The sequence below is a fragment of the Methylobacterium fujisawaense genome, from assembly GCF_039619325.1.
Lineage (GTDB): Bacteria > Pseudomonadota > Alphaproteobacteria > Rhizobiales > Beijerinckiaceae > Methylobacterium > Methylobacterium fujisawaense.
On record NZ_CP155000.1, the window covers coordinates 6019428 to 6041478 of the forward strand.

At 70.4% G+C, this 22051-nt stretch carries 23 protein-coding genes; 13 read left to right on the top strand and 10 right to left on the bottom strand.

What is annotated here, in order from left to right:
• Positions 1-3: 3 nt before the first annotated feature.
• From ABC766_RS28565 to ABC766_RS28580, 4 genes are read right to left on the bottom strand one after another with little or no spacing between them, the layout of a single operon-like run.
• Complete coding sequence (locus tag ABC766_RS28565) at positions 4-801, bottom strand: ABC transporter ATP-binding protein (protein ID WP_043348611.1); 798 nt, start codon at positions 799-801, stop codon at positions 4-6.
• Positions 798-1688, bottom strand: a complete 891-nt coding sequence (locus ABC766_RS28570) for an ABC transporter ATP-binding protein (protein WP_043757476.1) — start codon at positions 1686-1688, stop codon at positions 798-800. The genes ABC766_RS28565 and ABC766_RS28570 overlap by 4 nt, the downstream gene beginning before the upstream one ends.
• Positions 1688-3082: a high-affinity branched-chain amino acid ABC transporter permease LivM gene (gene livM / locus ABC766_RS28575; RefSeq protein WP_043384925.1), complete on the bottom strand. Its 1395-nt coding sequence runs from the start codon at positions 3080-3082 to the stop codon at positions 1688-1690. The genes ABC766_RS28570 and livM overlap by 1 nt, the downstream gene beginning before the upstream one ends.
• Positions 3082-3999: a branched-chain amino acid ABC transporter permease gene (locus ABC766_RS28580; protein ID WP_020094234.1), complete on the bottom strand. Its 918-nt coding sequence runs from the start codon at positions 3997-3999 to the stop codon at positions 3082-3084. Before ABC766_RS28580 ends, livM begins: the two co-directional genes overlap by 1 nt.
• Positions 4000-4243: 244 nt before the next feature.
• Between ABC766_RS28580 and ABC766_RS28585 the strand changes: the two genes are divergently transcribed.
• The 5 genes from ABC766_RS28585 to ABC766_RS28605 all read left to right on the top strand — a co-directional run bounded on the left by ABC766_RS28585 (position 4244) and on the right by ABC766_RS28605 (position 9230).
• A complete protein-coding gene (locus ABC766_RS28585) occupies positions 4244-5524 on the top strand; it encodes a dicarboxylate/amino acid:cation symporter (protein WP_043356732.1) in 1281 nt (426 codons plus the stop codon).
• Between the two features lie 255 nt (positions 5525-5779).
• Entirely contained in the window at positions 5780-6694 is a 915-nt protein-coding gene (locus tag ABC766_RS28590) for an amino acid ABC transporter substrate-binding protein (RefSeq protein ID WP_345820048.1), read from the top strand.
• 100 nt (positions 6695-6794) lie between these two features.
• Positions 6795-7469, top strand: a complete 675-nt coding sequence (locus tag ABC766_RS28595; protein ID WP_053608340.1) for a DUF1007 family protein — start codon at positions 6795-6797, stop codon at positions 7467-7469.
• The gene (locus ABC766_RS28600; protein WP_043384916.1) at positions 7460-8452 is read left to right on the top strand and encodes a nickel/cobalt transporter; all 993 of its coding nucleotides are present in this window, start codon (positions 7460-7462) and stop codon (positions 8450-8452) included. The genes ABC766_RS28595 and ABC766_RS28600 overlap by 10 nt, the downstream gene beginning before the upstream one ends.
• Positions 8453-8513: 61 nt before the next feature.
• Positions 8514-9230, top strand: coding sequence for a hypothetical protein (locus ABC766_RS28605; RefSeq protein WP_345820049.1), 717 nt, complete (start codon positions 8514-8516; stop codon positions 9228-9230).
• Here ABC766_RS28605 and ABC766_RS28610 read toward each other — a convergent pair whose 3' ends face one another.
• Positions 9231-9818: a histidine phosphatase family protein gene (locus tag ABC766_RS28610; protein WP_345820050.1), complete on the bottom strand. Its 588-nt coding sequence runs from the start codon at positions 9816-9818 to the stop codon at positions 9231-9233.
• Positions 9819-9862: 44 nt separating this feature from the next.
• Positions 9863-10258 (bottom strand): VOC family protein, encoded by a 396-nt coding sequence (locus ABC766_RS28615; RefSeq protein ID WP_043384907.1) that lies wholly within the window; start codon positions 10256-10258, stop codon positions 9863-9865.
• 427 nt (positions 10259-10685) lie between these two features.
• On the opposite strand from ABC766_RS28615, the gene ABC766_RS28620 reads away from it, so the two are divergent.
• Positions 10686-12377: a methyl-accepting chemotaxis protein gene (locus ABC766_RS28620; RefSeq protein ID WP_287090731.1), complete on the top strand. Its 1692-nt coding sequence runs from the start codon at positions 10686-10688 to the stop codon at positions 12375-12377.
• A 7-nt stretch (positions 12378-12384) separates the two neighbouring features.
• Here ABC766_RS28620 and recF read toward each other — a convergent pair whose 3' ends face one another.
• A complete protein-coding gene (gene recF / locus ABC766_RS28625; protein ID WP_051045120.1) occupies positions 12385-13539 on the bottom strand; it encodes a DNA replication/repair protein RecF in 1155 nt (384 codons plus the stop codon).
• A 209-nt stretch (positions 13540-13748) separates the two neighbouring features.
• Positions 13749-14870: a DNA polymerase III subunit beta gene (gene dnaN, locus ABC766_RS28630; protein ID WP_043384901.1), complete on the bottom strand. Its 1122-nt coding sequence runs from the start codon at positions 14868-14870 to the stop codon at positions 13749-13751.
• Positions 14871-15095: 225 nt separating this feature from the next.
• Here dnaN and ABC766_RS28635 point away from each other — a divergent pair, with 225 nt between their 5' ends.
• Positions 15096-16400 carry an MFS transporter gene (locus ABC766_RS28635; RefSeq protein WP_345820051.1) on the top strand — a complete coding sequence of 435 codons (1305 nt, stop codon included), beginning with the start codon at positions 15096-15098 and terminating at the stop codon, positions 16398-16400.
• A gap of 51 nt (positions 16401-16451) precedes the next feature.
• Here the strand turns inward: ABC766_RS28635 and ABC766_RS28640 are convergent, their stop codons facing one another.
• The gene (locus ABC766_RS28640; protein ID WP_043351494.1) at positions 16452-16688 is read right to left on the bottom strand and encodes a hypothetical protein; all 237 of its coding nucleotides are present in this window, start codon (positions 16686-16688) and stop codon (positions 16452-16454) included.
• Between the two features lie 200 nt (positions 16689-16888).
• Positions 16889-18100 carry a hypothetical protein gene (locus ABC766_RS28645; protein ID WP_345820052.1) on the bottom strand — a complete coding sequence of 404 codons (1212 nt, stop codon included), beginning with the start codon at positions 18098-18100 and terminating at the stop codon, positions 16889-16891.
• A gap of 353 nt (positions 18101-18453) precedes the next feature.
• Here ABC766_RS28645 and flgB point away from each other — a divergent pair, with 353 nt between their 5' ends.
• The 6 genes from flgB to flhB all read left to right on the top strand — a co-directional run bounded on the left by flgB (position 18454) and on the right by flhB (position 21936).
• Positions 18454-18855 carry a flagellar basal body rod protein FlgB gene (gene flgB, locus ABC766_RS28650; RefSeq protein WP_043351493.1) on the top strand — a complete coding sequence of 134 codons (402 nt, stop codon included), beginning with the start codon at positions 18454-18456 and terminating at the stop codon, positions 18853-18855.
• A gap of 65 nt (positions 18856-18920) precedes the next feature.
• Positions 18921-19328, top strand: a complete 408-nt coding sequence (gene flgC / locus ABC766_RS28655; RefSeq protein WP_043351491.1) for a flagellar basal body rod protein FlgC — start codon at positions 18921-18923, stop codon at positions 19326-19328.
• Between the two features lie 32 nt (positions 19329-19360).
• Positions 19361-19675 (top strand): flagellar hook-basal body complex protein FliE, encoded by a 315-nt coding sequence (gene fliE / locus ABC766_RS28660; protein WP_342144243.1) that lies wholly within the window; start codon positions 19361-19363, stop codon positions 19673-19675.
• Positions 19676-19735: 60 nt separating this feature from the next.
• Complete coding sequence (gene fliQ / locus ABC766_RS28665; protein WP_043351489.1) at positions 19736-20002, top strand: flagellar biosynthesis protein FliQ; 267 nt, start codon at positions 19736-19738, stop codon at positions 20000-20002.
• A 51-nt stretch (positions 20003-20053) separates the two neighbouring features.
• Positions 20054-20815 carry a flagellar biosynthetic protein FliR gene (fliR, locus tag ABC766_RS28670; protein ID WP_043351488.1) on the top strand — a complete coding sequence of 254 codons (762 nt, stop codon included), beginning with the start codon at positions 20054-20056 and terminating at the stop codon, positions 20813-20815.
• A gap of 53 nt (positions 20816-20868) precedes the next feature.
• A complete protein-coding gene (gene flhB, locus ABC766_RS28675; RefSeq protein WP_043384892.1) occupies positions 20869-21936 on the top strand; it encodes a flagellar biosynthesis protein FlhB in 1068 nt (355 codons plus the stop codon).
• Positions 21937-22051 lie beyond the last annotated feature (115 nt).

The window sequence follows — 22051 nt, forward strand, 5'->3', positions numbered from 1 at the left end:
CGCTCATGCCCCGACCGGGCCGGCATGGCCCCCTTCCAGATAGGCGGCCTTGACGTTCGGGTCGTCGAGCAGCGCGCGGCCGGTGCCGCTCATGGTGACCCGACCGTTGACCAGCACGTAGCCGCGATGGGCGAGCTTGAGGGCGTGGTAGGCATTCTGCTCGACGAGGAAGATCGTCATGCCCTCGGTCCGGTTGAGTTCCCGGATCGCGTCGAAGATGCCCTTCACCACCAGCGGCGCGAGGCCCAGCGACGGCTCGTCGAGGAGCAGCAGGCGCGGGCGGCTCATCAGCGCCCGGGCGATGGCCAGCATCTGCTGCTCGCCGCCCGACATGGTGCCGGCACGCTGGTTCAGGCGCTCCTTGACCCGCGGGAACAGGGTGCAGACCTTCTCCAGATCCTCGGCGAAGAAGCGCCCGTCATGGAGGGCGGCGCCCATCTGGAGATTCTCGTAGACCGTCATGCGCGGGAAGACCCGGCGGCCCTCCGGCGACTGGGCGATGCCGAGCCGGGCGATGGCGTGCGTCGGCATCCGGGTGATGTCGCGCCCGTCATAGGTGATCGTCCCCGAGCGCGCCTGGGGGCTGCCGAAGATCGTCATCATCAGGGTCGACTTGCCGGCGCCGTTGGCGCCGATCAGCGTGACGATCTCGCCCTCGGCGACGTCGAGATCGACGCCGCGCAGGGCGGCGACGCTGCCGTAATAGGTCGAGACGTCGCGCACCGCGAGGAGCGGCGGCTTGCGGCCCGCCTGGATCGCCCGCGTCTCCTCGACCAGGACGTTGATGCCGGCGACGCTCATGCCGAGGCTCCCGTATGGGTCTCGTCCGCGTGCGGCACGGTGATCCCGACCTCGGCCTCCACGGCCTCCACCTCTTCGTCCTCCACACCCAGATAGGCGGCGATCACCTTCGGGTCGGCCCGCACCTCGGCGGGAGAGCCGTCGGCGATCTTCACGCCGTAATCCAGCACGACCACGTGGTCGGAGATCTCCATCACCACCGACATGTCGTGCTCGATCAGCAGCACCGAGGTGTCGTGCTCGTCCCGGATGTGGCGCAGGAGGCCGTTCAGCTCGGCCGATTCCCGGGGGTTGAGGCCGGCGGCCGGCTCGTCGAGGCAGAGCAGGACCGGGTCCGTACACATCGCCCGAGCGATCTCCAGGCGCCGCTGCGCGCCATAAGGCAGGGCGCCCGCCGGATCGTCGGCCCGCGCCATCAGGTCGATGCGCGTCAGCCACGCCTTGGCGCGCTCGATCGCGGCCTCCTGCGCGTCCCGGTAGGTCTTGAGGCCGAGCAAGCCCAGGATCGTGTAGCCCGAGGCGCGCATCAGCGGGGCGTGCTGGGCGACCAGAAGGTTCTCCAGCACCGTCATGCCCTGGAACAGGCGGATGTTCTGGAAGGTCCGGGCCACCCGGGCGGTGCGGTTGACCTTGTGGTTGGGCAGCCGCTCCAGCAGGTGCGCGGTGCCGTCGGCATGCGCCAGCGTCAGCATGCCTTCGGTGGGCTTGTAGAAGCCGGTGATGCAGTTGAACACCGTGGTCTTGCCGGCCCCGTTCGGGCCGATCAAGGCGGTGATGTCGCCGCGCCGCGCCGCGAAGGACAGGTCGGAGACGGCGGTCAGCCCGCCGAACCGCATGGTCAGGTGCTCGACCGTGAGCACCGGGGGGGCGAGGGGTGAGGCCGCCATCAGCCGTGCCCCTCGCTCACATGGGCGCCCGAGACCGCGCGGCGCTCGCCGAGCGACACCGACGGCATGCGCTCCGAGATCAGGCCGCGCGGGCGCCAGACCATCATGGCCACCATGGCCAGCCCGAACAGGAGCAGGCGGTACTCGCTGGGATCGAACCCCTCGCCGAACACGGCCTTCAGGAAGCCGAGGTTGCGCAGCATCTCCGGCCCGCCGACCATCGCCACAGCGGCGATCGCGACGCCGACCTGACTGCCCATGCCGCCCAGCACCACGATCGCCAGGATGATGGCGCTCTCGAGGAAGTTGAAGCTCTCCGGGCTGATGAAGCCCTGGCGCACGGCGAAGAACGAGCCGGCGACGCCCCCGAAGGCCGCCCCCAGCGCGAAGGCCGTGAGCTTCGTGGCGGTGGTGTCGATGCCGAGGGAGCGGCAGGCGATCTCGTCCTCGCGCAGCGCCTCCCAGGCCCTCCCGATCGGCAGGCGGCGCAGGCGCAGGGTGACGAAGTTCGTGATCAGGGCGAGGCCGAGGATCAGGTAGTACAGGAAGACCAGCCGGTGCATCGAATCGTACGGGATGCCGAAGGTCGCCGCGAACCCGTCGTCGCCCGCCGTGAACGGGATCCCGAAGAAGGTCGCCCGCGGGATCGACGAGATGCCCGCCCCGCCGCCGGTCACGTCGGTCCAGTTGATCAGGACGAGGCGGATGATCTCGCCGAAGGCCAGGGTGACGATGGCCAGATAGTCGCCGCGCAGGCGCAGCACGGGAAAGCCCAGGATCATCCCCCACAGGCCGGCGAACAAGCCCGCCAGCGGCAGGCAGACCCAGAACGACAGGCCGAAGGTGGTCGAGAGCAGGGCGTAGGAATAGGCGCCGACCGCGTAGAAGGCGACGTAGCCGAGATCGAGGAGACCGGCGAGGCCGACCACGATGTTCAGGCCCCAGCCGAGCATCACGTAGGTGAGGATCAGGATGCCGAGGTCGATCCAGTAGCGCGCCGAGGACAGGCCGCCGGTGGCCGCCGCCGCGATCATCGGCAGCGTCAGGGCGATGCCGATGAACAGATAGAGCCCGACCTTCGAGGTCTTCTGGCCCGCATCCGGCTCGCCGTGGACCGCCTCGGTGGCCTGGGACGGGGAGGGGGTCAGCGCCCGCCGGGCGTCACGGCGCAGCAGCACGAGGCGCTGGACGAGCCGCGCCACGAAGATCGCCGCGCAGAGCGCCGCCACCAGTCCCCAGCGCGGAACGAGCACCAGCTCGGTCCCGGGCCCGGGATCGGTGCGGTAGGCGATGATCGGCACGCAGAGGCCGAAGGTGACGAGGGCGTACAGGGCGGCGTCGCGCAGGATGCCGGCCATCGCGGAGTCGGGAAGCGCAGCCTGAGAACGGGCCATCAGACTTTCTCGACCTCGGGCCGGCCCAGGATGCCCGAGGGCATGAAGATCAGGACGATCGCCAGGATCGAGAAGGCGGCAACGTCCTTGTACTCGATGGAGAAATAGGCGGACCAGAAGGTCTCGATCAGGCCGATGATCAGGCCGCCGAGAACCGCGCCGGGTAGGGAGCCGATGCCGCCGAGCACCGCCGCCGTGAAGGCTTTCACGCCGGGCACGAACCCGTCCGAGAACGACACGACGCCGTAATACATGAGGTAGAGGACGCCGGCGACGGCCGCCAGCGCGGCGCCGAGCACGAAGGTCAGGGAGATCGTGCGGTCGACGTCGATGCCCAGCAACGCCGCCATCTTGCGGTCCTGCTCACAGGCGCGCTGCGCCCGGCCGAAGGGGGTGCGCTGGACGAGATACCAGAAGCCCGTGAGCAGCACGGCGGTGACCGCCATGATCAGAACCTGCTTCCAGGCCAGGAACACCGCGTAGCCGTCCCGCTCGAACAGGGTGATGCCCCCCGACAGCATCGGCGGCGTCGGCTTGTTGCGCGCGCCCTGCACCACCTGGACGAAGTTCGACAGGAAGATCGAGACGCCGATCGCCGAGATCAGCGGCGCCAGCCGGAACGAGCCGCGCAACGGCCGGTAGGCGACGCGCTCGATCGCCCAGCCCCACAGGGCGGTGAGCACCATGGCGACCACCAGCACCACCAGGAAGGCCAGGGCGATGGAGCTGACCCCGAGCCACACGGTCAACAGCAGGAAGGTGATCAGCGCGATGAAGCAGGAGACCATGAAGACGTCGCCGTGAGCGAAGTTCACCATGCCGATGATGCCGAACACCATCGTGTAGCCGATGGCGATCAGGCCATAGATCGAGCCGAGCGTCAGCCCGTTGATCAACTGCTGTACGAAGACGTCCATGAACTCTCGCGCGCGCAGGTTTCTCGTGCCGCCTACGGGAACCGCAGGTGGCGCGGCGGGGCAAGTCTCGTACCGCAGCCGTAGCACACCGGCCACAGGTTTCATCGCCGCCCGAGCGTCGCGCGAAAACAGTCGACCACGCCAGTAACGCGCCCCGGCCGGGCTTGCGTGCGGCGCAGTTCCTGCGACACGTTAACGAATTGAAATGCTCGATCATCCCGGGCTCAGGCGAGGAGCAGTACCGATGGCAGGGTCGAGACTCACGACGATGATCTTCGTCGGCATGCTCCTCGGAATCGCCGTCGGCTACGCCTGCAGCATCACTTGGCCCGATCCGCAGACCGCCAAGGAGATCGCCGGCTACATCGCGCTGGTCTCCGACGTGTTCCTGCGGCTGATCAAGATGATCATCGCGCCGCTGGTCTTCTCCACGCTCGTGGTCGGCATCGCGCATCTCGGGGACACCGCTGCGGTCGGCCGGGTCGGCGGCAAGGCGCTGCTCTGGTTCGTGGGCGCCTCGTTCTGCTCGCTGATGCTCGGCCTGATCATGGTCAACCTGATGCAGCCCGGCCAGAACCTGAACCTGCCGCTGCCCGATGCCGGCGCCGGGACGGGGCTCAAGGCGGCCTCGCTGTCGCTCAAGGAATTCGTGACGCACCTCGTTCCGAAGAGCGCCGTCGAGGCGATGGCCAACAACGAGATCCTGCAGATCGTGGTCTTCTCGATCTTCTTCGGCGTCGGCCTGGCATCCCTCGGCGAGAAGGGGCGCCTCCTCGCGCAGGGCATCGAGGGCCTGGCCGACGTGATGCTCAAGGTCACGGGCTACGTGATGATGTTCGCCCCCGTGGCGGTGTTCGCCGCCATCGCGGCGACGATCACCACGCAGGGCATCGGCGTGCTCGTGACCTACGGCAAGTTCCTCGTGGAGTTCTACATCGGGCTCGCCGTGCTCTGGGCGCTGCTCATGGGCGTCGGCTTCCTGATGCTCGGGGGCGGCGGCATCATGCGGCTGTTCAACCTGATCAAGGAGCCCTTCGTGCTCGCCTTCTCGACCGCGTCGAGCGAGGCGGCCTACCCGAAGATGCTGACGAACCTCGAGAAGTTCGGGGTGCCGAACCGCATCACGTCGTTCGTGCTGCCCATGGGCTACTCGTTCAACCTCGACGGCTCGATGATGTACTGTACCTTCGCGGTGATGTTCATCGCGCAGGCCTACAACATCCCGTTGAGCTGGGGTCAGCAGCTCACGATGCTGCTGCTGCTGATGGTAACGTCGAAGGGCATGGCCGGCGTGCCGCGCGCCTCGCTGGTGGTCATCTCGGCGACGCTGGCGCACTTCAACATCCCGGAGGCCGGGCTGCTGCTGATCATCGGCATCGACCAGTTCCTGGACATGGGGCGCTCGGCCACCAACGTGCTGGGCAACAGCGTCGCCACCGTGGCGGTCGCCAAGTGGGAGGGGCAGCTCACCACCACCGACCAGCGCCTCGACCATGTCGGCACCGTGGCCTCGCCGGCGGAGTAGGGGCCGGTTTTACGGGATCTGCACCCGCCGGGATGTCGGGTGCAGGGCGGCTGTCGAACCCATCCTCCTCATCCTGAGGTGACCGCGTCTGCGGGCCTCGGAGGAGGACGCCAGGGATCGCGGCGCTGACCGGAAGGCTGCTTCGAGGCTTCCGCTGCGCTTCGGCACCTCTGGATGGGGGATGGATGGGAGGGGCCGGGCGCCGGCACTCTCCCGTGCGGTGTGGCTTGTGCGGTGCGCCTGGGAGGCTCTGTGATGACGATGCGGCTCATCGCGGTTCTGGCGCTGGCGCTGGCGCTGGCGGGCGTGTCGCCCGCAGCCGCCGTCGAGGTGCTCACCGGCACGCTCAGGAGCGTCGCCGAGCGCGGGGAGATCGTGCTCGGCTACCGGGAGAGTTCGGTGCCGTTCTCCTTCGTGGAAGGCAAGCGGCCGGACGGCAGCCCCCGGGCGATCGGCTACGCCATCGACCTCTGCGGCGAGATCGCCGACGACGTCCAGGCGGCGATCGGCCGGCCGGTGAGGATCCGCTACGAGCCCGTCACCGCCGAGACGCGCATCCCGGCGCTCACCTCCGGCAAGATCGACCTCGAATGCGGCTCGACCACCGCCAATGCCGAGCGCCGCAGGCAGGTCGCCTTCTCGCCGGTGGATTACATCAGCGCCACGCAGCTGCTGGTGAAGCGGGGCTCGGGCGTCGCCTCCTATCGGGATCTCGGCGGCAAGACCGTGGTGGTGACGGCCGGCACAACCAACGAGAAGGCCGTGCGCGACCTCCTCGCCCGGCTGAAGATCGACGCGCAGGTGGTGACGGCGCCCGACCATGCCGCGTCCTACGCCTTGGTGAAGGCCGGAAAGGCCGACGCCTTCGCCACCGACGACGTGCTGCTCTACGGGCTGATCGCCACGGACGCGCGGGACGGGGCGAACTACACGGTGCTCCCCGACAAGCTCTCCTACGAGCCCTACGGCATCATGTTCCGCAAGGACGACCCGGAGTTCGCCGGCATCGTGCAGCAGACCTTCACGCGCCTCGCCGAAAGCCGGGCGCTGCGCTGGACCTACGAGCGCTGGTTCCTCAAGCGCCTGCCCAACGGCGAGCGCCTCGACATCCCGATGTCGAACGACCTGCGGGTGAGCTTCCAATTGATGGGGCTCGACGGGGGCGAGTGAGCGTCGCACGCGACGGGGCGGCGCCTCGCTTTCGCCCAACCGGCACGCGAGGAAGATCCGGCCTGACCGTGTTCCTCCCGCCGCGAGCGTGCCTCCTTCCATGCTGATCGCCGCGCACTGCCCGAAACCGCTCGCCCTGGTGCTGGCCGCCGCCCTCGCCTGCGCCGCCTCGGGCGCTTCCGCCCACCCCCACGTCTGGGTCACCGCCAAGGCGCAGCTCGTCTACGAGGGCGGAAAGCTCGTGGGCGTCCGCGACACGTGGAGCTTCGACCCCGAATACACGGCCTTCGTGACCCAGGGCCTCGACACCAACAAGGACGGCAAGCTCAGCCCGGAGGAGCTTGCCGGGCTCGCGGCCGAGAACACCGCCAACCTCGCCGAGTTCGGCTACTTCACGAAGCTGAAGGTCGGCGGCAAGGAGCAGGCCTTCAGCGATCCGAAGGAGCCGGCGGCCCATATGGAGGACAAGGCGCTGGTCATGACCTTCCTGCTGCCCCTGAAGACGCCGGTCCAGCAGGGGCGGGGCGTGGCTGCGCTGGAGGTTTACGACCCGACCTATTTCGTCGCCTTCTCGTTCGCCGAGGGGACCGACGCCGCGACCCTCGCGGGAGCGCCGCAGGGCTGCGCCGCCACGGTGACCCGCCCGAAGACCGAGCAGCCGAAGACGGCCGATGCCGGATCCCCGGGGATGACCGAGGCCTTTTTCGAGGCGCTCACCGCCGCCTCGACCTACGGGGTGCAGTTCGCCAGCCGGGTTCTCGTGGCATGTCCGTAGGGATCGGGATCGTCGCCCCCGCCGGGGCGGGACGGCTGGGACTGAGGCTCGGCCTCATGGCCCTGGCCATCGGGCTGGCCGCGCTCCTGGCGGCCGGGATCGCGTGGCTCGTCGCGCCCGGCCTCTCCGCGCCGCCGCCGCGCTCGCCCTTCGGGATCGGCTTCCGGGAGGCTGCCCCGTCCGCCACGGGGATCGGCGGGGTGATCCTGGCGCTGCAGGCGAGCTTTTCCCGCAGCCTGAACGCGGCGGTCGGCGCGCTGCGGGGCGGCGGCAGCTGGGGCCCGCTGGTCGGCCTCGCCTTCGCGTACGGCGTGTTCCATGCCGCCGGTCCCGGCCACGGCAAGGCGGTGATCGCCGGCTACATCCTGGCGGGGGAGCGGGCGCTCCGGCGCGGCGCCGCGCTGAGCCTCTGCGCCGCGCTGCTCCAGGCCTGCATGGCCGGGGCGATCGTCGGCCTCGGCACCCTGGTCCTCAACGCCACGGCGGCGAGCATCACCCGGGCCGGCACCCTGATCGAGACCGTGAGCTTCGCCCTCGTCGCCCTGATCGGGCTGGTGCTGACGTGGCGCAAGGCCGGACGCCTCGCGACCCTCGGTGCGGGCTGCGGCCCGGGCTGCAACCACCTGCCCGGGCCGCAGGCCCTCGACACCCTCGACACGTGGCGCGAGCGGGCCGGGGTGGTGCTGGCGGCGGGCACGCGCCCCTGCGCCGGCGCGGTTCTGGTCCTGGTCTTCGCGGTGTCGCAGGGCGTGCCCGGGGCGGGCGTGCTGGCGGTTCTGGCGATGGCCCTCGGCACCGCCCTGACTACGACGGCGCTGGCCTGCCTCGCGGTCTTCGCCAAGCGGGCGGCCCTGCGCCTCGCCGGCGGCCGGGGACAGGCGGGCCTCCTGGCGCTCGGCGGCCTCGAACTCGTCGCCGCCGCCTTCGTGCTGGTTCTGGGAGCCGCCATGCTCTCCGGCCTCGCGCCCGGGCTCGGCGGCTGAAGGGCCTCGCCATCCGGGGCGCGGCGTGCCACGCTGCGCACCCGAGACGGAGCGCGCGCAGATGCATCCCGATTTCGAGACGATCCTGAACTGGCGTCTGCTCGCCGGATCGCATCCCTTCCCCGGCCCGGACGGCGGGACCTGCATCAACGAGGCCGCGATCGTGGCCGCGGGCCTGCCCTACCGGGCGATCCGCTCCAGCGCCGATTGCCCGCCCTGCTTCTCCAGGCCGGTCGCCGCCTACGCCCTCGGGCTCAACGACACCATGCCGGACGAGGCGCGCCCCCAGCTGATGGCCTTCGTGCTGCGGCTGTCGGGCAGCGCCGACGCTCCGGAGATCGAGGCCGCCCGCACCCGGACGCTGGCGCTGGAGAGTGTCCGCCGCATCCTGGCGCCGCTCTGCGCCGTCGCCGGCATGGTCGAGGACGCGAAGGCCTGCATCGGCGCGCCGGACTGGCCCGCGGCCCTGGCGGCGGCGAATGCGGCCGCGTGGCGGGGCGGGGCGCGTTCGCAGGCGGCGGCCGAGGCGCGGCGCTGGCGCGAGGGCGCGCTGACCGCGGCGGTGTCCCGCACCGCGACGGCGGCACAACGCGCGGGCACGGATGCGCGCTGCGCCGCGGAGGTGGCCGAAGGCGCCGCGCCCTTCGTGGCCGGGACCTGGAGCCAGGCCTGCGCGATCCTCGACGAGGCGCTCGCCATCGGCCGACAGGCTCCGGAGATCGCGCTCGTCGGCGCCCGTCAGCGCATGGACGCCGCGCGGACCAGGGCACTGGCCTGATCAGGCCGCCGCGGGCGCCGCCTCGAGATCTAGCTCGACGGAGCCGCAATTCTCCAGGAACGTGCCGGTGAGGTGGTAGAAGAACGTGCCGTGCCCGACCACCGCGATGGTGGCTTCCGGCCGGGCCCGCAGCCAGTCGCGGAACGCCGCGACCCGGGCGTCGAACAGGGGGCGCGGCTCCACCGGGTAGCCGCCGACCTCGCAGCTCGGCTCCGCATGCCACCAGACCTCCGGCAGGTGCCCGACATCGAGGTGCGGGAACTCCGCGGCGATCTCCGAGGCCGCCCGGCCGACGTCGCAGCTGCTCTCCTGGCATTCCCGGTGCAGCACCTCGACGAGGACGCGCGGCCGGCGTGGATGGTCGCCGAACAGGATCGCGGCGGTCTCGATCGCCCGGGTCAGGGGCGAGACCACCACCAGATCGAAGGGGACCGACCGGAGCCGGTCCCGCGCGGCCCGGGCCTGGGCGTGGCCCAGCTCGGTCAGGCGCGCGTCGAGGAGGCCGGGATCGCCGCCCCCATGCCTGTGCGCGGCGTTGAACGTGGATTGCCCGTGGCGGATGCAGACGATGCGGGTCTTGTCCTGCATGGATCTCGGATGCGTGTCGGGGAGGGCGGGGTGCACGGGACCGGTCAGAGGAAGCGGCCGCCGCGCTGGATGACCTCGATCTTGTAGCCGTCCGGATCGGTGGCGAAGAAGAAGCGCGCCAGCACGTCATCCCCGTGCTTGAGCGTCTTGACGTCGGTGGCCGTGAAGCCTTCGCGCCGGTGCCGGGCGTGCTCGGCCTCCACGTCGTCGACCACGAAGGCGATGTGCCCGTAGCCGTCGCCGAGATCGTAGGGCTTGTCGCGGCCCTTGTTCACCGTGAGCTCCAGCTCGAACGGCGAGGCCGGATCCCGCATATAGACGAGGGTGAAGTCCGGGAAGTCGAACCGGTCGGAGACCTCCAGGCCGAAGGCGCGGGCATAGTAGTCGCGCGCGCGCTCCTCCTCGAGGACGCGGATCATGGCGTGGACGGGCTTGGACATATGCTGTGGGTTCCGTGAGCGGGCGGGCGGCGCGCCGGGCCTCCTATGTGGCGCCCGACCCCCATGCCGAAAAGGGCCGGGCCCGACTGCAGATCCGCGGCCCCGATGGTGTCCGGCGCCGCACCCTCGGAGGGTCGGCGTCACCGGACGCGGGGAAACCGGCAGGACATCGTCCGGGCTTTTCAACCGCCAATTCGCGCGATTGGCCAGCCAATTCGCTTTGGATTTGTCTTTCTCGATGTCCTATTCGAGAAAAGATTAGTGATATTCGACAACATCGCCACCTGTAAGTTTCAAACTCAAATCTGCCGATGTTTGTATCTTGATAACATCATCGCATTAATAGATTTTTTACTTATGATGCTTACAAATGCTCCGAGATCGATTATTTCACAGACCAACCAGTCCGATCGGGTGCACGACCGCCATGTTACGCCTGTCCAACATCAAGGTTCTGCCGAAACTGCTGGCCGTCATTACCCTGATCGTCACGATCGTCGGCGGATGCATCTGGTATGCACAGTCACAGATGACCAAGATCGACGACGGGTACAGCCACTTCATCGTCAACGAGGCGGCCGCCGTCGCCGAGGCGCGCCGGCTCAACCGCCTGATGATTGAGCTCAATTACTACGTGTACCGGGTCATAGCGGAGACCGAGCCGTCCCAGATGGAGAATGCCAACAAGGGCTTCGAAGCCGTCCTGCCTGAGGTGAAGGCCCTGCTGCCGCTCTTCCGGTCGCACGCACAGAGCTTCGCGGCGCGCATCGACGAGCAGGCGGCACGCATGGAGCGCTACATCCGGGACGTCAGCGAGGTTCGCCGGCTCGGCACCTCCAACCAGAACGACCAAGCCATCGCGCTGGTCCACTCGGCGATCGACCCGGTCTTCTCCGGCATGCTCGCGGACGGCAACAGGCTCGCCGAAGACATCAGCGCTTACATGGCGAAGGGCTCGGACGACCTGACCGACCAGACCAACGACACCCGCCGCGCGCTGATGACCGTCAGCGCCCTCGGGCTGCTCGCCGGACTGATCGCAGCCGTGTTCGTCGCGACGGTCGGCATCACTCGCCCGCTCGATCGCCTGGTGCAGGTCCTGCAGCGCATGGCGCGGGGCGAGATCGATGCCGAGATCAAGGAGGCGGCGCGCCAGGACGAGGTCGGCGCCGTCGGCAAGGCGGTGGAGGGCATCAAGGCCATGGTCGCCCGCAAGGCCGCCGAGGAGGCCGAGGTCAAGCGGCTGGCCGACGCGGCCGCGGCCGCCGAGCGCCGGCGCACCATGCTGGAGTTGGCGGACGGGTTCGAGCGGGCAGTCGGCAGCATCGTCGGCATGGTCTCGTCCTCGGCCACCGAACTCCAGGCCACCGCCCAGACCATGACGGCCAGCGCCACCGAGACGGCCAGCCAGTCCACCACCGTGGCCGCCGCCGCCGAGGAAGCTTCCGCCAATGTCCAGACCGTGGCGGCCGCCGCGGAGGAACTGGGCTCGTCGGTGCAGGAGATCGGCCGGCAGGTTTCCGGCTCGGCCCAGCTCGCCCAGTCGGCGGTGGGGGAGGCCGATCAGACGCAGCATCTCGTCCAGGCGTTGAGCCAAGCCTCGGCCCGCATCGGCGACATGGTCGGGCTGATCTCGACCATCGCCGGGCAGACCAACCTGCTCGCGCTCAACGCGACGATCGAGGCGGCCCGCGCGGGGGATGCCGGCCGCGGCTTTGCGGTGGTCGCCGCCGAGGTCAAGGAACTCGCCGCTCAGACCGCACGGGCCACCGAGGAGATCAGCCAGCAGATCGGACAGATCCAGGGCGTCACCGGCCAGGCGGTCACGGCCATCGAGACGATCGCCAGCCGCATCCGCGAGATCGACGGGGTGGCCACCACCATCGCGGCGGCCGTCGAGGAGCAGGGTGCGGCGACGCAGGAGATCGTCCGCAACGTCTCCCAGGCCGCGGCCGGAACCGACGAGGTGACCAGCAACATCACCGGCGTCGCCAGAGCCTCCGAGGAAACCGGCGCGGCCGCCGCCCAGGTGCTGGGCGCGGCGGGCGAGCTGTCGCGCCAGTCCGAGCATCTCGGGGCGGAGGTCGCCCGCTTCCTGAGCACGGTGCGGGCGGCCTGAGACCGCCTCAGGCCCCGATCCGCAACACCTCGGTCCGTGCGCCGGCCTGGGCGAAGGCGTCCGGGTCGGCACCGGTCATCCAGACCTGCCCCGGGAGTGCCTCCAGGGCCTCGAACAGGCCGGCCCGGCGGCGGGGATCGAGATGGGCCGCCACCTCGTCGAGGAGGATCAGCGGGGCGATGCCGCTCATGGCGCGCACGAGCCGCGCATGGGCGAGGACGAGCCCGATCAGGAGCGCCTTCTGCTCCCCCGTGGACGCCGTGCCCGCGGGCACGTCCTTGGGACCGTGGCGGACCACGAGGTCGCTGCTCTGCGGCCCGATCAGCGTGCGCCCGGCGGCCCGGTCCCGGTGGCGACCGTTGCGCAGGGCGAGGCGGTAGCGGTCCTCCGCCTCGATGGCCGGCCAGACCGCGACGAGATCGTCCAGATCGCCTTCGAGCCGGATGGAGGCCCAGGGGAAGGGCTGCGCGTCGTCCCGGGTCTCGGCGATCAGCCGGTCGAGGCGCTCGGCGGTCTCGCGCCGGGCAAGGGCCACGGCGACGCCCAGCTCGGCGACCTCCCGCTCCACCGCGTCGAGCCAGCGGTCGTCGTCGGGGCGCTCGTCCAGCAGGCGGTTGCGCGAGCGCAGGGCCCGCTCCATCGCGGAGACCCGGGCGCCGTGCGCGGCATCGACGGCCAGCACGAGACGGTCGAGGAACCGCCGCCGGTCCCCGGCCGCGCCGCGGAACAGCCCGTCGAGGTCGGGGGTCAGCCAGACCACCCGCAGGAACTCGCTGAACGCCACCGGCGAGGCGGCGGTGGCGCCGTCGATCCGGCAGAGCCGGCTCGTCCGCCCGTCGGGGCCCGGCGGCTCCAGCCCCGTGCCGAGTCGGTGCTCGGAGCCCTCTCGATCGAGGGTGAGGGACACGGCGAAGCCCCCCGGACCGCCGTTGCGCGCCATCGCGGCGAATTCCGCCCGGCGCAGGCCCCTTCCCGGCACGAACAGCGAGATCGCCTCGAGCAGGTTGGTCTTGCCCGCGCCGTTCTCCCCGACCAGCGCCACGAACCGCGCCCCGGGGGTGAGCTCGAGATCGGCGTGGTTGCGGAAATCACGGGCGATCAGGCGTGTGACGCGCAGATCCGACCCGTTGGGCTCGACCCGCGGATCGAGGACATCGCTCATCGGGGAACCCGGAGGTCGAGCCGCACCGCGCTCAACCGTCCCTTCTTGTCTGACATCCCATCCAACTACCGCATCCCGAGGTGCCCGCGTCGGCGGTCCTCGAAGGAGTGCTCCAGAACCCGTGTCGCCATCTGGAGACCTCCTGCGAGGCCTCCGCTACGCTCCGGCACCTCAGGACGAGGGCAGGACCAGGCTGTGCCTCGGCAGACTCACACCCGCATCGGCATCAGCACGTACAGCGCCGGCGCGCCCTCGCGATCCTGGATCAGGGTCGGGGAGCCCGGGTCGGCGAGCTTGAACAGGGCGGTGTCGCCCTCGAGCTGCGCGGTGATGTCGAGCAGGTAGCGGGCGTTGAAGCCGATATCGAGGTTGGCGGCCTCGTAGTCGACATCGAGCTCCTCGGTGGCGCTGCCCGAATCCGGGTTGTTCACCGAGAGCGCGAGGCGCCCCTCGGCGAGCCCGAGCTTCACCGCGCGCCCGCGCTCCGACGAGATCGTCGAGACCCGGTCCACCGCCTTGGCGAAGGCGTCGCGCTCCACGGTCAGCCGCTTGTCGTTGTTGGCCGGGATCACCCGCTGGTAATCCGGGAAGGTGCCGTCGATCAGCTTGGAGATGAGGGTCAGGCCACCCGCGAAGCGCAGGCGGATCTTGGCGGGCGACAGGTCGACCGCGACGGTCTCGCCGCCGTCGTCGAGGAGCTTCTGGATCTCGGCGACCGCCTTGCGGGGCACGATCACGCCCGGCATGCCGACACTGCCCTGCGGGGCCGGGATCTCGACGCGGGCGAGCCGGTGGCCGTCGGTGGCCACGGCCCGCATCACGGGTCCGCCCTCGGTCTCCAGCGTGTGCAGGTAGATGCCGTTGAGGTAGTAGCGGGTCTCCTCGGTGGAGATCGCGAACTGGGTCTTCTCGATCAGCCGCTTCAGGTCGGCGGCGGCGATCTCGAAGCCGTGCGGCATCTCGCCGGCGGCGAGATCCGGGAAGTCGCCCTCCGGCAGGGCGCCGAGGGCGAAGCGCGAGCGTCCGGACCGGATCGTCATCTGGCCGGACTCGCCGCCGGTCTCCAGGGAGACCTGCGCGCCGTCGGGGAGCTTGCGCACGATGTCGTAGATCACGTGCGCCGGCACCGTGGTGGCGCCGGCATCCGCCACGTCGGCCGGCACGCTCTCGGTCACCTCGATGTCGAGATCCGTCGCCCGCAGCTGGAGCCCCGAGCCTTCCGCCCGCAGGAGCACGTTCGACAGGATCGGGATCGTGTTGCGGCGCTCGACGACCCGGTGCACGTGGCCGAGCGACCTGAGTAGGGCCGCGCGCTCGACAGTGACTCTCATCGCAATACTCAAGTGATGTGGACGGCGCCGCGGCCGGCAGCCGTCGCGGAATATGGCCGTTCAGCTTGGCGAACGGGACCGGGGAACGCAAGGCCGCCGCTGGTGCGCCGCACAGCGACCTCCGCGCCCATGTCGGGTGCCCATGCCGAAACCGGGGTATCCGCTCGCGCCGCCCCGTGCGAAAGCGCCGCAACCGACCCGGATTCCTCCTCTCCCATCCCGATCATGTTGCAGACCATCGACACCGCGGGCTCGACGCACGCCACGCCGAGCGCCGGCCGGATTCTCGCCGCGAGTTTCGTCGGCACCGCCATCGAGTTCTTCGACTTCTACATCTACGCCACCGCCACCGCCCTCGTGATCGGGCCAGTCTTCTTCCCCGCCGGCGCCCCGGGCGTGCAGCAGCTCAGCGCCTTCGCGACCTTCGCGATCGCGTTCCTCGCGCGGCCGGTGGGCGCGGCCCTGTTCGGGCATTTCGGCGACCGCGTCGGCCGCAAGGCGACCCTGGTGGCCTCCCTGTTGATCATGGGCCTCTCCACGGTCCTGATCGGCTGCCTGCCGACCTATGCGGTCGCGGGCTGGTGGGCGCCGGCGGCGCTCTGCGTCCTGCGCTGCGGCCAGGGCATCGGGTTCGGCGGCGAGTGGGGCGGCGCCGCCCTGCTGGCGGTCGAGAACGCGCCGCCGGGCCGGCGCGCGTGGTACGGCATCTTTCCGCAGCTCGGCGCGCCGGTCGGCTTCATCCTGGCCAATCTCGGCTTCCTCGCCCTCAGCTTCGGCCTGTCCCCCGAAAGCTTCCAGGCCTGGGGCTGGCGTCTGCCGTTCCTGGCCTCGGCCGTCCTGGTCGGAGTGGGGCTCTACGTCCGTCTGAAGCTGACCGAGACGCCGGCCTTCAAGGCGGCGCTCAGCGAGGCGCGGCCGGAGCGCGTACCCTTCGCCACCATGCTGACCCAGCATGGGCGCGCCGTCCTGGTCGGCACCTTCGCGATGGTGGCGGTCTACGCGGTGTTCTACCTCTCCACCGTATTCGCCCTCGGCTTCGGCACCGGCACCCTCGGGTACAGCCGGCCGACCTTCCTGCTGTTCGAGTGCATCGCGGTCTGCTTCATGGCACTCGGCACCGTGGTGTCGGGTGCCGCGGCCGACCGCTTCGGACGCAGGCCGGTGCTGCTCTCCGGCATGGCCGTGACGTTCCTGCTGGGCTTCCTCATGGGGCCGATGCTGGGCCACGCCGCCGGCAGCGGCACGTGGCCGCCCGTCCTGGGCTTTCTCTGCCTCAGCCTCCTGACGATGGGCTGGGTGTTCGGGCCGATGGGCGCCGTGCTGCCCGAACTGTTCCCGACGCGGGTGCGCTACACCGGCGCCTCGGTCACCTACAATCTCGCGGGGATCCTGGGCGCCTCGGGCGCACCCTACATCGCGCAGGAACTCGCGGCCTATGGCGGGATCGGATTCGTCGGGTTCTATCTGTCGGGCGCCGCGATCCTCAGCTTCCTGGCCGTCCTCGCGATGCCGGAAACCGCCGATCGCTGACCGGTCACGCCGCCGCGGAGGCTGCGCCGCGCGGTCCGGCCGAGGCCGGCCTCAGGGCGCCTGACGATCGACGCCCCCCTGCACGACCGGCTCGAAGCGCCCGAGAAACCGGGTCCGCTCCCACAGCTCGATCGGGTCGCGCTGAACCATCGCCCGGGCGCGGCGGCGCGCCTGCGTGTCGTCCTCGGCGGACAGGATCTCGGCCGCGCGGACGCGCCCGGCCCGGTCGAGCCTGAATGTCCGGTACGCGCGGCTCCGGTGAGCCGTTTCAGCATCCAGCGCGAGCATTGCGATCTCCTCGGAGGCCGAGCGTCCGGGAAGACGGTTAACCAAACGTCAATCGCCGCGTCTGCCGCCCTCGAAAACCGGCTGGGAAAGTTCGGTCGGAACCGTGCCGGGCAGCGCCGAGACCGACGGATCGTTACGTCGGCCTGCGACCTGCGACCTGCGACCCCGGCCGCGTGACGGCTCGGCCGAAACGGGTACGTTCAGCTCCTTTTGTCGAGGGGACGACCCAGGAGGCGCGCGAACTCGGCCTCGATCTCCTCCACGGAGAACGGATTGCCGGCGGACTTCGCTTCGGGCGGCGCGGAAGAAGGCGGCGGCGGGACGGGGGCGGCCTTGGGCATCGCCGGCGGCAGCACGGGTTTGGGCGGGACCGGCGCCGGGGGCGGTGGGGCCTCCTGCGGAACAACCGGCGGCGGCACCGGCGGCGATACCGAAGGCGACACCGGATCGAGCGGCGCGCTCGCCATCGCGGCGGCGAGCGGATCGACGCCCTCCGGCACGGCGGGCGATGGCACGGGCGGCGGCGGCGTCACGGCCGAAGACGACCGAGACAGGGCGGCCTGGAGCTGCCGCGCCATGTCGGACAGGACCCCCGGATCGACGGACTTGCGCTCGGACGGGACCGCGAGGCTCGGCGCCGGACGGGCGGGCTCCGCCTCGACCGCGGACCCGTCGGGTTTGCGCTCGGAGGCTGGACCGGGCCGCGGCTCGACCAGCGGCGGCGCGGTCCGGCTGAGGATCCGCCGCGGCGTCGTCGGCTCGCGCGCCGGCGGCGCGGGCAGTTCCACCGGCGGCGGTACCAGCAGATCGGGTGAGGGCGGGGGCGGGGCGGCCGTCAGGGGGGCGGAAACATCCTGACCGGGCTCGTCGCCGCCGAGCAACGCCGCATCGAGGGGCAGCGTGATGGGCGGGGCGGCGGCGGAGCGCGGGACCGGCGGCGGCACGACCACCGGCATCTCGAAGCCCGGATCGAACAGCGGTTCCGCGCGGCGCCCGCCGGATTCGGGCAGGACCCGGGGCGGTTCGGGCAGGCGACCGCCCTGGACGAGGGGATCCGGGAGCGGCTCGTCCAGCGGCTCGGAGGCCGGCTCCGGCCGGATGGACGCTTCGGGCAACGGCCGCTGGCCGCGCTGGATGTTGCGCTCGACCACGACGTCGTTGGGGCCGCCCACGAGCAGCAGGTGCTCGACATTGTCCCGGCGCAGCAGGATCAGCTGCCGGGCGCGGTCGAGTTCGTACACGTCGACGATCCCCAGCCGCGGCTGGCGCCCACGGCCTCCGGAACGCCCCGGCAGCGCCAGGCTCCGGCCGGTGAGCCGACGCACCGTGAACACGATGGCCGCGAGCGCCGTGAAGATGACGGCGAAGATCACGATGTACTGGATGATAGGGGAGCCGTCAGAGCCGAACACGGATTGTAGCCATCGCAAGGTTACGCACTCGCAGGTTCCGACCGCCGCGGGTGCGCGCCGGCACGGACTTGTCCATACCACGCCGGGGGGGCGGCAGGGCAAACGACGTTAAGAGTTCGTTAACAGACCTTTTAATTGAGCGCGATCAAGACAGTAGGTCGGGGATAAGCCGCCGGGTCAGCGGATCCGAGGCCGGACGGTCCTTCGTCCGCCGCAAAGGCTGCCGCGATCCCGCGGCCGATCCGCAGACCGACCGTCCCCGATCGCGGGCTTAACGCACCGTTAACCATGCGCACGGCAGATTTTGCCGAGCCCGCTCGTTCCGGCGCGGCCACGCCATCCCGGAGGCGACCTTGGCTCTCACCGATCTGCCCGTGCTGAGCATGCTGCGCACGCGGATGCAATGGGCGCAGGCGCGCCAGGGCGTGATCGCCGAGAACGTGGCCAATGCCGACATGCCGGGGTTCAAGCCCCGCGACCTCGTGGAGCCGCGCTTCGACCGGGCGACCGGTACGCTGGCCGCCACCGCGACCGGTTTGACGCTGACGAGCCCGGGCCACATGGCGCCCGCCGGTCAGACGGTCGGGGCCGATTCAAAGCGCGCCAAGGGCTTCGAGGTCCGCCCGAGCGGCAACGGCGTCAACCTCGAGGACGAGATGATGAAGGCCGGCGAGAACCAGTCGGACTACCAACTCGCCGCCTCGCTCTATCAGCACAGCCTGACCACCCTGAAGATCGCGATCGGCAAGAGTTGATGCGCGACGACCGAGGGGGGAGCGCCGACGGCCGCACGGTCACGGCAGCAGGAGGGGCCTGAGCCATGGAATTCACCAAGTCACTGGCGGTGGCGGCGGCGGGCCTCAAGGCCCAGTCCGGCCGGATGCGCATCATCGCCGAGAACATCGCCAACGCCGATTCCGCGCCGGCCTCCGCCGGGGCGCAGCCCTACCGGCGCAAGATCCCGACCTTCACCAGCCATCTCGACGACGAGACCGGCGCCCGGCTCGTCGAGGCCGGGCGCGTCAGGCGCGACCCGTCGGCCTTCCGGACGAAGTACGAGCCGGGCAATCCCGCAGCCGACGCCCAGGGCGTGGTGCAGATGCCCAACGTCAATGCGCAGATCGAGAACATGGACCTGCGCGAGGCCCAGCGCTCCTACGAGGCGAACCTCAACATGATCAGCGCCACCCGCAAGATGCTGGCACAGACCCTCGGCATCCTGAAGTGAGCCTGCAGGACGCATAGCAAGGACGCATGGCGATGGCTTCGAGCAACTTCGCGGCGGGTGCCTACGCGGCCGTTCAGGGCCTCGCCGGCGGCCGGCCCGCGCCCCGGGTCCAGGCGACGACCGGGACCGGCAGCGACTTCATGCAGCTCCTCGGGCAGACCCTGGACAGCGTCGGCGATGCCGGCCGGCGGGCCGACACGCAGGCCGTCTCGGCCGCCGCCGGCAAGGCCAATGTCGTGGACGTGGTCACCGCGGTGGCCGAGAGCGAGACCGCCCTGCAGACCATGGTGGCGGTGCGCGACCGCATGATCTCCGCCTACGAGGAGATCATGCGCATGCAGATCTGAACGGCGGCCCGGTCCCTCGCCGATTCCGCCGCCCGCGCCCTCCGTACAGATCGCATCCCCATGACCGGCCTCGCCATCCTCGACGTCGCCCGCGACGGCATCTTCGTGTTCCTCAAGGTGGCCGGGCCCCTGATGCTGGTCGCCCTGGCGGTCGGGCTCGCGGTCTCCCTGGTCCAGGCCCTGACCCAGATCCAGGAACAGACGCTGATCTACGTGCCCAAGATCGTGGCGGTGTTCGCCGCGCTCCTGCTGATGCTGCCCTTCATCGGCGATGCCATGGCCGGCTACATGACCCGCATCGCCGCCCGCATCGCGGCCGGCGGCTGATGCCCGCCCCGGCCGGGACAGGCGCGGCCCACGCGTGCCATAGAGGCCGCGATGAACCTGCTCCTGCCCGGCATCGCCTCGGCCTACCTGATCACCTTCGCGCGCATCGGCACGCTGATCATGCTGATGCCGGGGATCGGGGAGCAGACGGTGCCGCCGCGCCTGCGCCTCGCCTTCGCGCTGCTCACCGCACTGGTGCTGTTCCCGACCGTGCGTCCGCTGCTGGGCGGGACCGAGGGCGTGGCCGGCCCGCGGCTGATCGGGCTCCTGTTCGGGGAGACGATCATCGGGCTGGTGCTCGGCCTGACGGTGCGCATGATCCTCGCCGCCCTTCAGACCGCCGGTGTGATCATCGCGGCACAGGTCGGCCTGTCCTACGCCATGACGGTGGATCCGAACCAGGGCGGCCAGCAGGTGGCGATCGGCAACTTCCTGTCGCTGCTCGGGATCACGCTGATCTTCGCCGCGGATCTGCATCATCTCGCCATCGAGGGCGTGGCCCGCAGCTACGAGGTTCTGCCCCCCGACGGCGTGCCGTCCTTCTCGGACGCGCTGATGCTGGCCACGAAGGCGCTCGCCCGGGGCTTCACCCTGGCGGTGCAGATCTCCGGTCCGTTCATCGCCTTCGGGATCCTGTTCAACCTGGGTCTCGGGGTGCTCTCGCGGCTGATGCCGCAATTGCAGGTGTTCTTCCTGGCGGTCCCGGCCTCGGTGCTGATCGGCATGCTGCTGCTGATGGGCTGCCTCGGCGTCATGATGGGCGTCTTCCTGGACGATCTGGGCCGGTATCTCGGGGATTACGTCGGCCGCTGAGCGGCCGGACCACCCGCGCCCCGATCACCCGTCCGCGCTGAAAGCGAAGCGAGATGGCCGACGATACCGACGACGAGGACAAGACCGAGGAGCCGTCCCAACGGCGGCTCGATCAGGCCATCGAGCGTGGCGACGTCGCGACCAGCACCGAGATCAACACCTTCGCGATGCTGGGGGCGTTCACCCTGACCCTGCTGGTCGCGGCCCCGAGCATCGCCACGAACCTCCTGCACGGCCTCAAGGCCTACCTCGCCAACGCCCATGCCCTGCCGGACGACGCCACGGCGATGAAGGCGGCCATGACGCGCGGCCTGTGGCTGTGGCTCCAGGCGGTGGCCGTGCCGGTGGGCCTGGCCGTCGTGGCCGGACTGGCCGCGGGACTCCTGCAGCACCCGCTGGTCTTCTCCACCGAGACGCTGATGCCGAAATTCTCGCGCCTGTCGCCGATGGCGGGCGTGAAGCGGCTCCTCGGCGTCGAGGCCCTGTTCCAGTTCGGCAAGGGCTTGGCCAAGATCGGCGCCGTTGGCGTCGTCGGCGCGGTGCTGCTGTGGAACGACCGCGACCGGCTGGAGGTGTTCGCCCGCCTGGACCCGGCCGCCTCCCTGCCGGCGATCCTGACCCTCAGCCTGAAGCTGCTCGCCGGCATGCTGTGCATGCATCTCGCGATCACCCTGGGTGATGCCCTCTACGCGCGGTTCCGCTGGCGCAAGCGTCACCGGATGTCGAAGGAAGAGCTCAAGCAGGAGATGAAGGAGTCCGAGGGCAACCCGGAGGTCAAGGGCCGCCTGAGGCAGTTGCGGATGGCCCGCGTGAAGAAGCGCATGATGGCCGCGGTGCCGACCGCCACCGTGGTGGTGACGAACCCGACCCACTACGCGGTGGCGCTGCGCTACGAGACCGGCATGGCGGCGCCGATCTGCGTCGCCAAAGGCGTCGACGCCCTGGCCCTGCGCATCCGCGCGGTGGCGGCCGAGCACGGCGTCGCGGTGATCGAGAATCCGCCTCTCGCCCGGGCGCTCCACGCCACTGTAGAGATCGACGGGGAGATCCCGGCCGAGCACTACCGCGCGGTGGCGGAGGTCATCGGGTTCGTGCTGCGCCTGCGGAGGCGGGCGGCCTAGCAACCGCGCGATGCCGCGGGCCGGAGCCGACGGAAAGCCACGCTTCCTCCACCTTTTTTCGCGAGGCTGTATCAAGGCTTGTCGCGACGAGAGTGGTGCCGCGCCCCGCATGTCC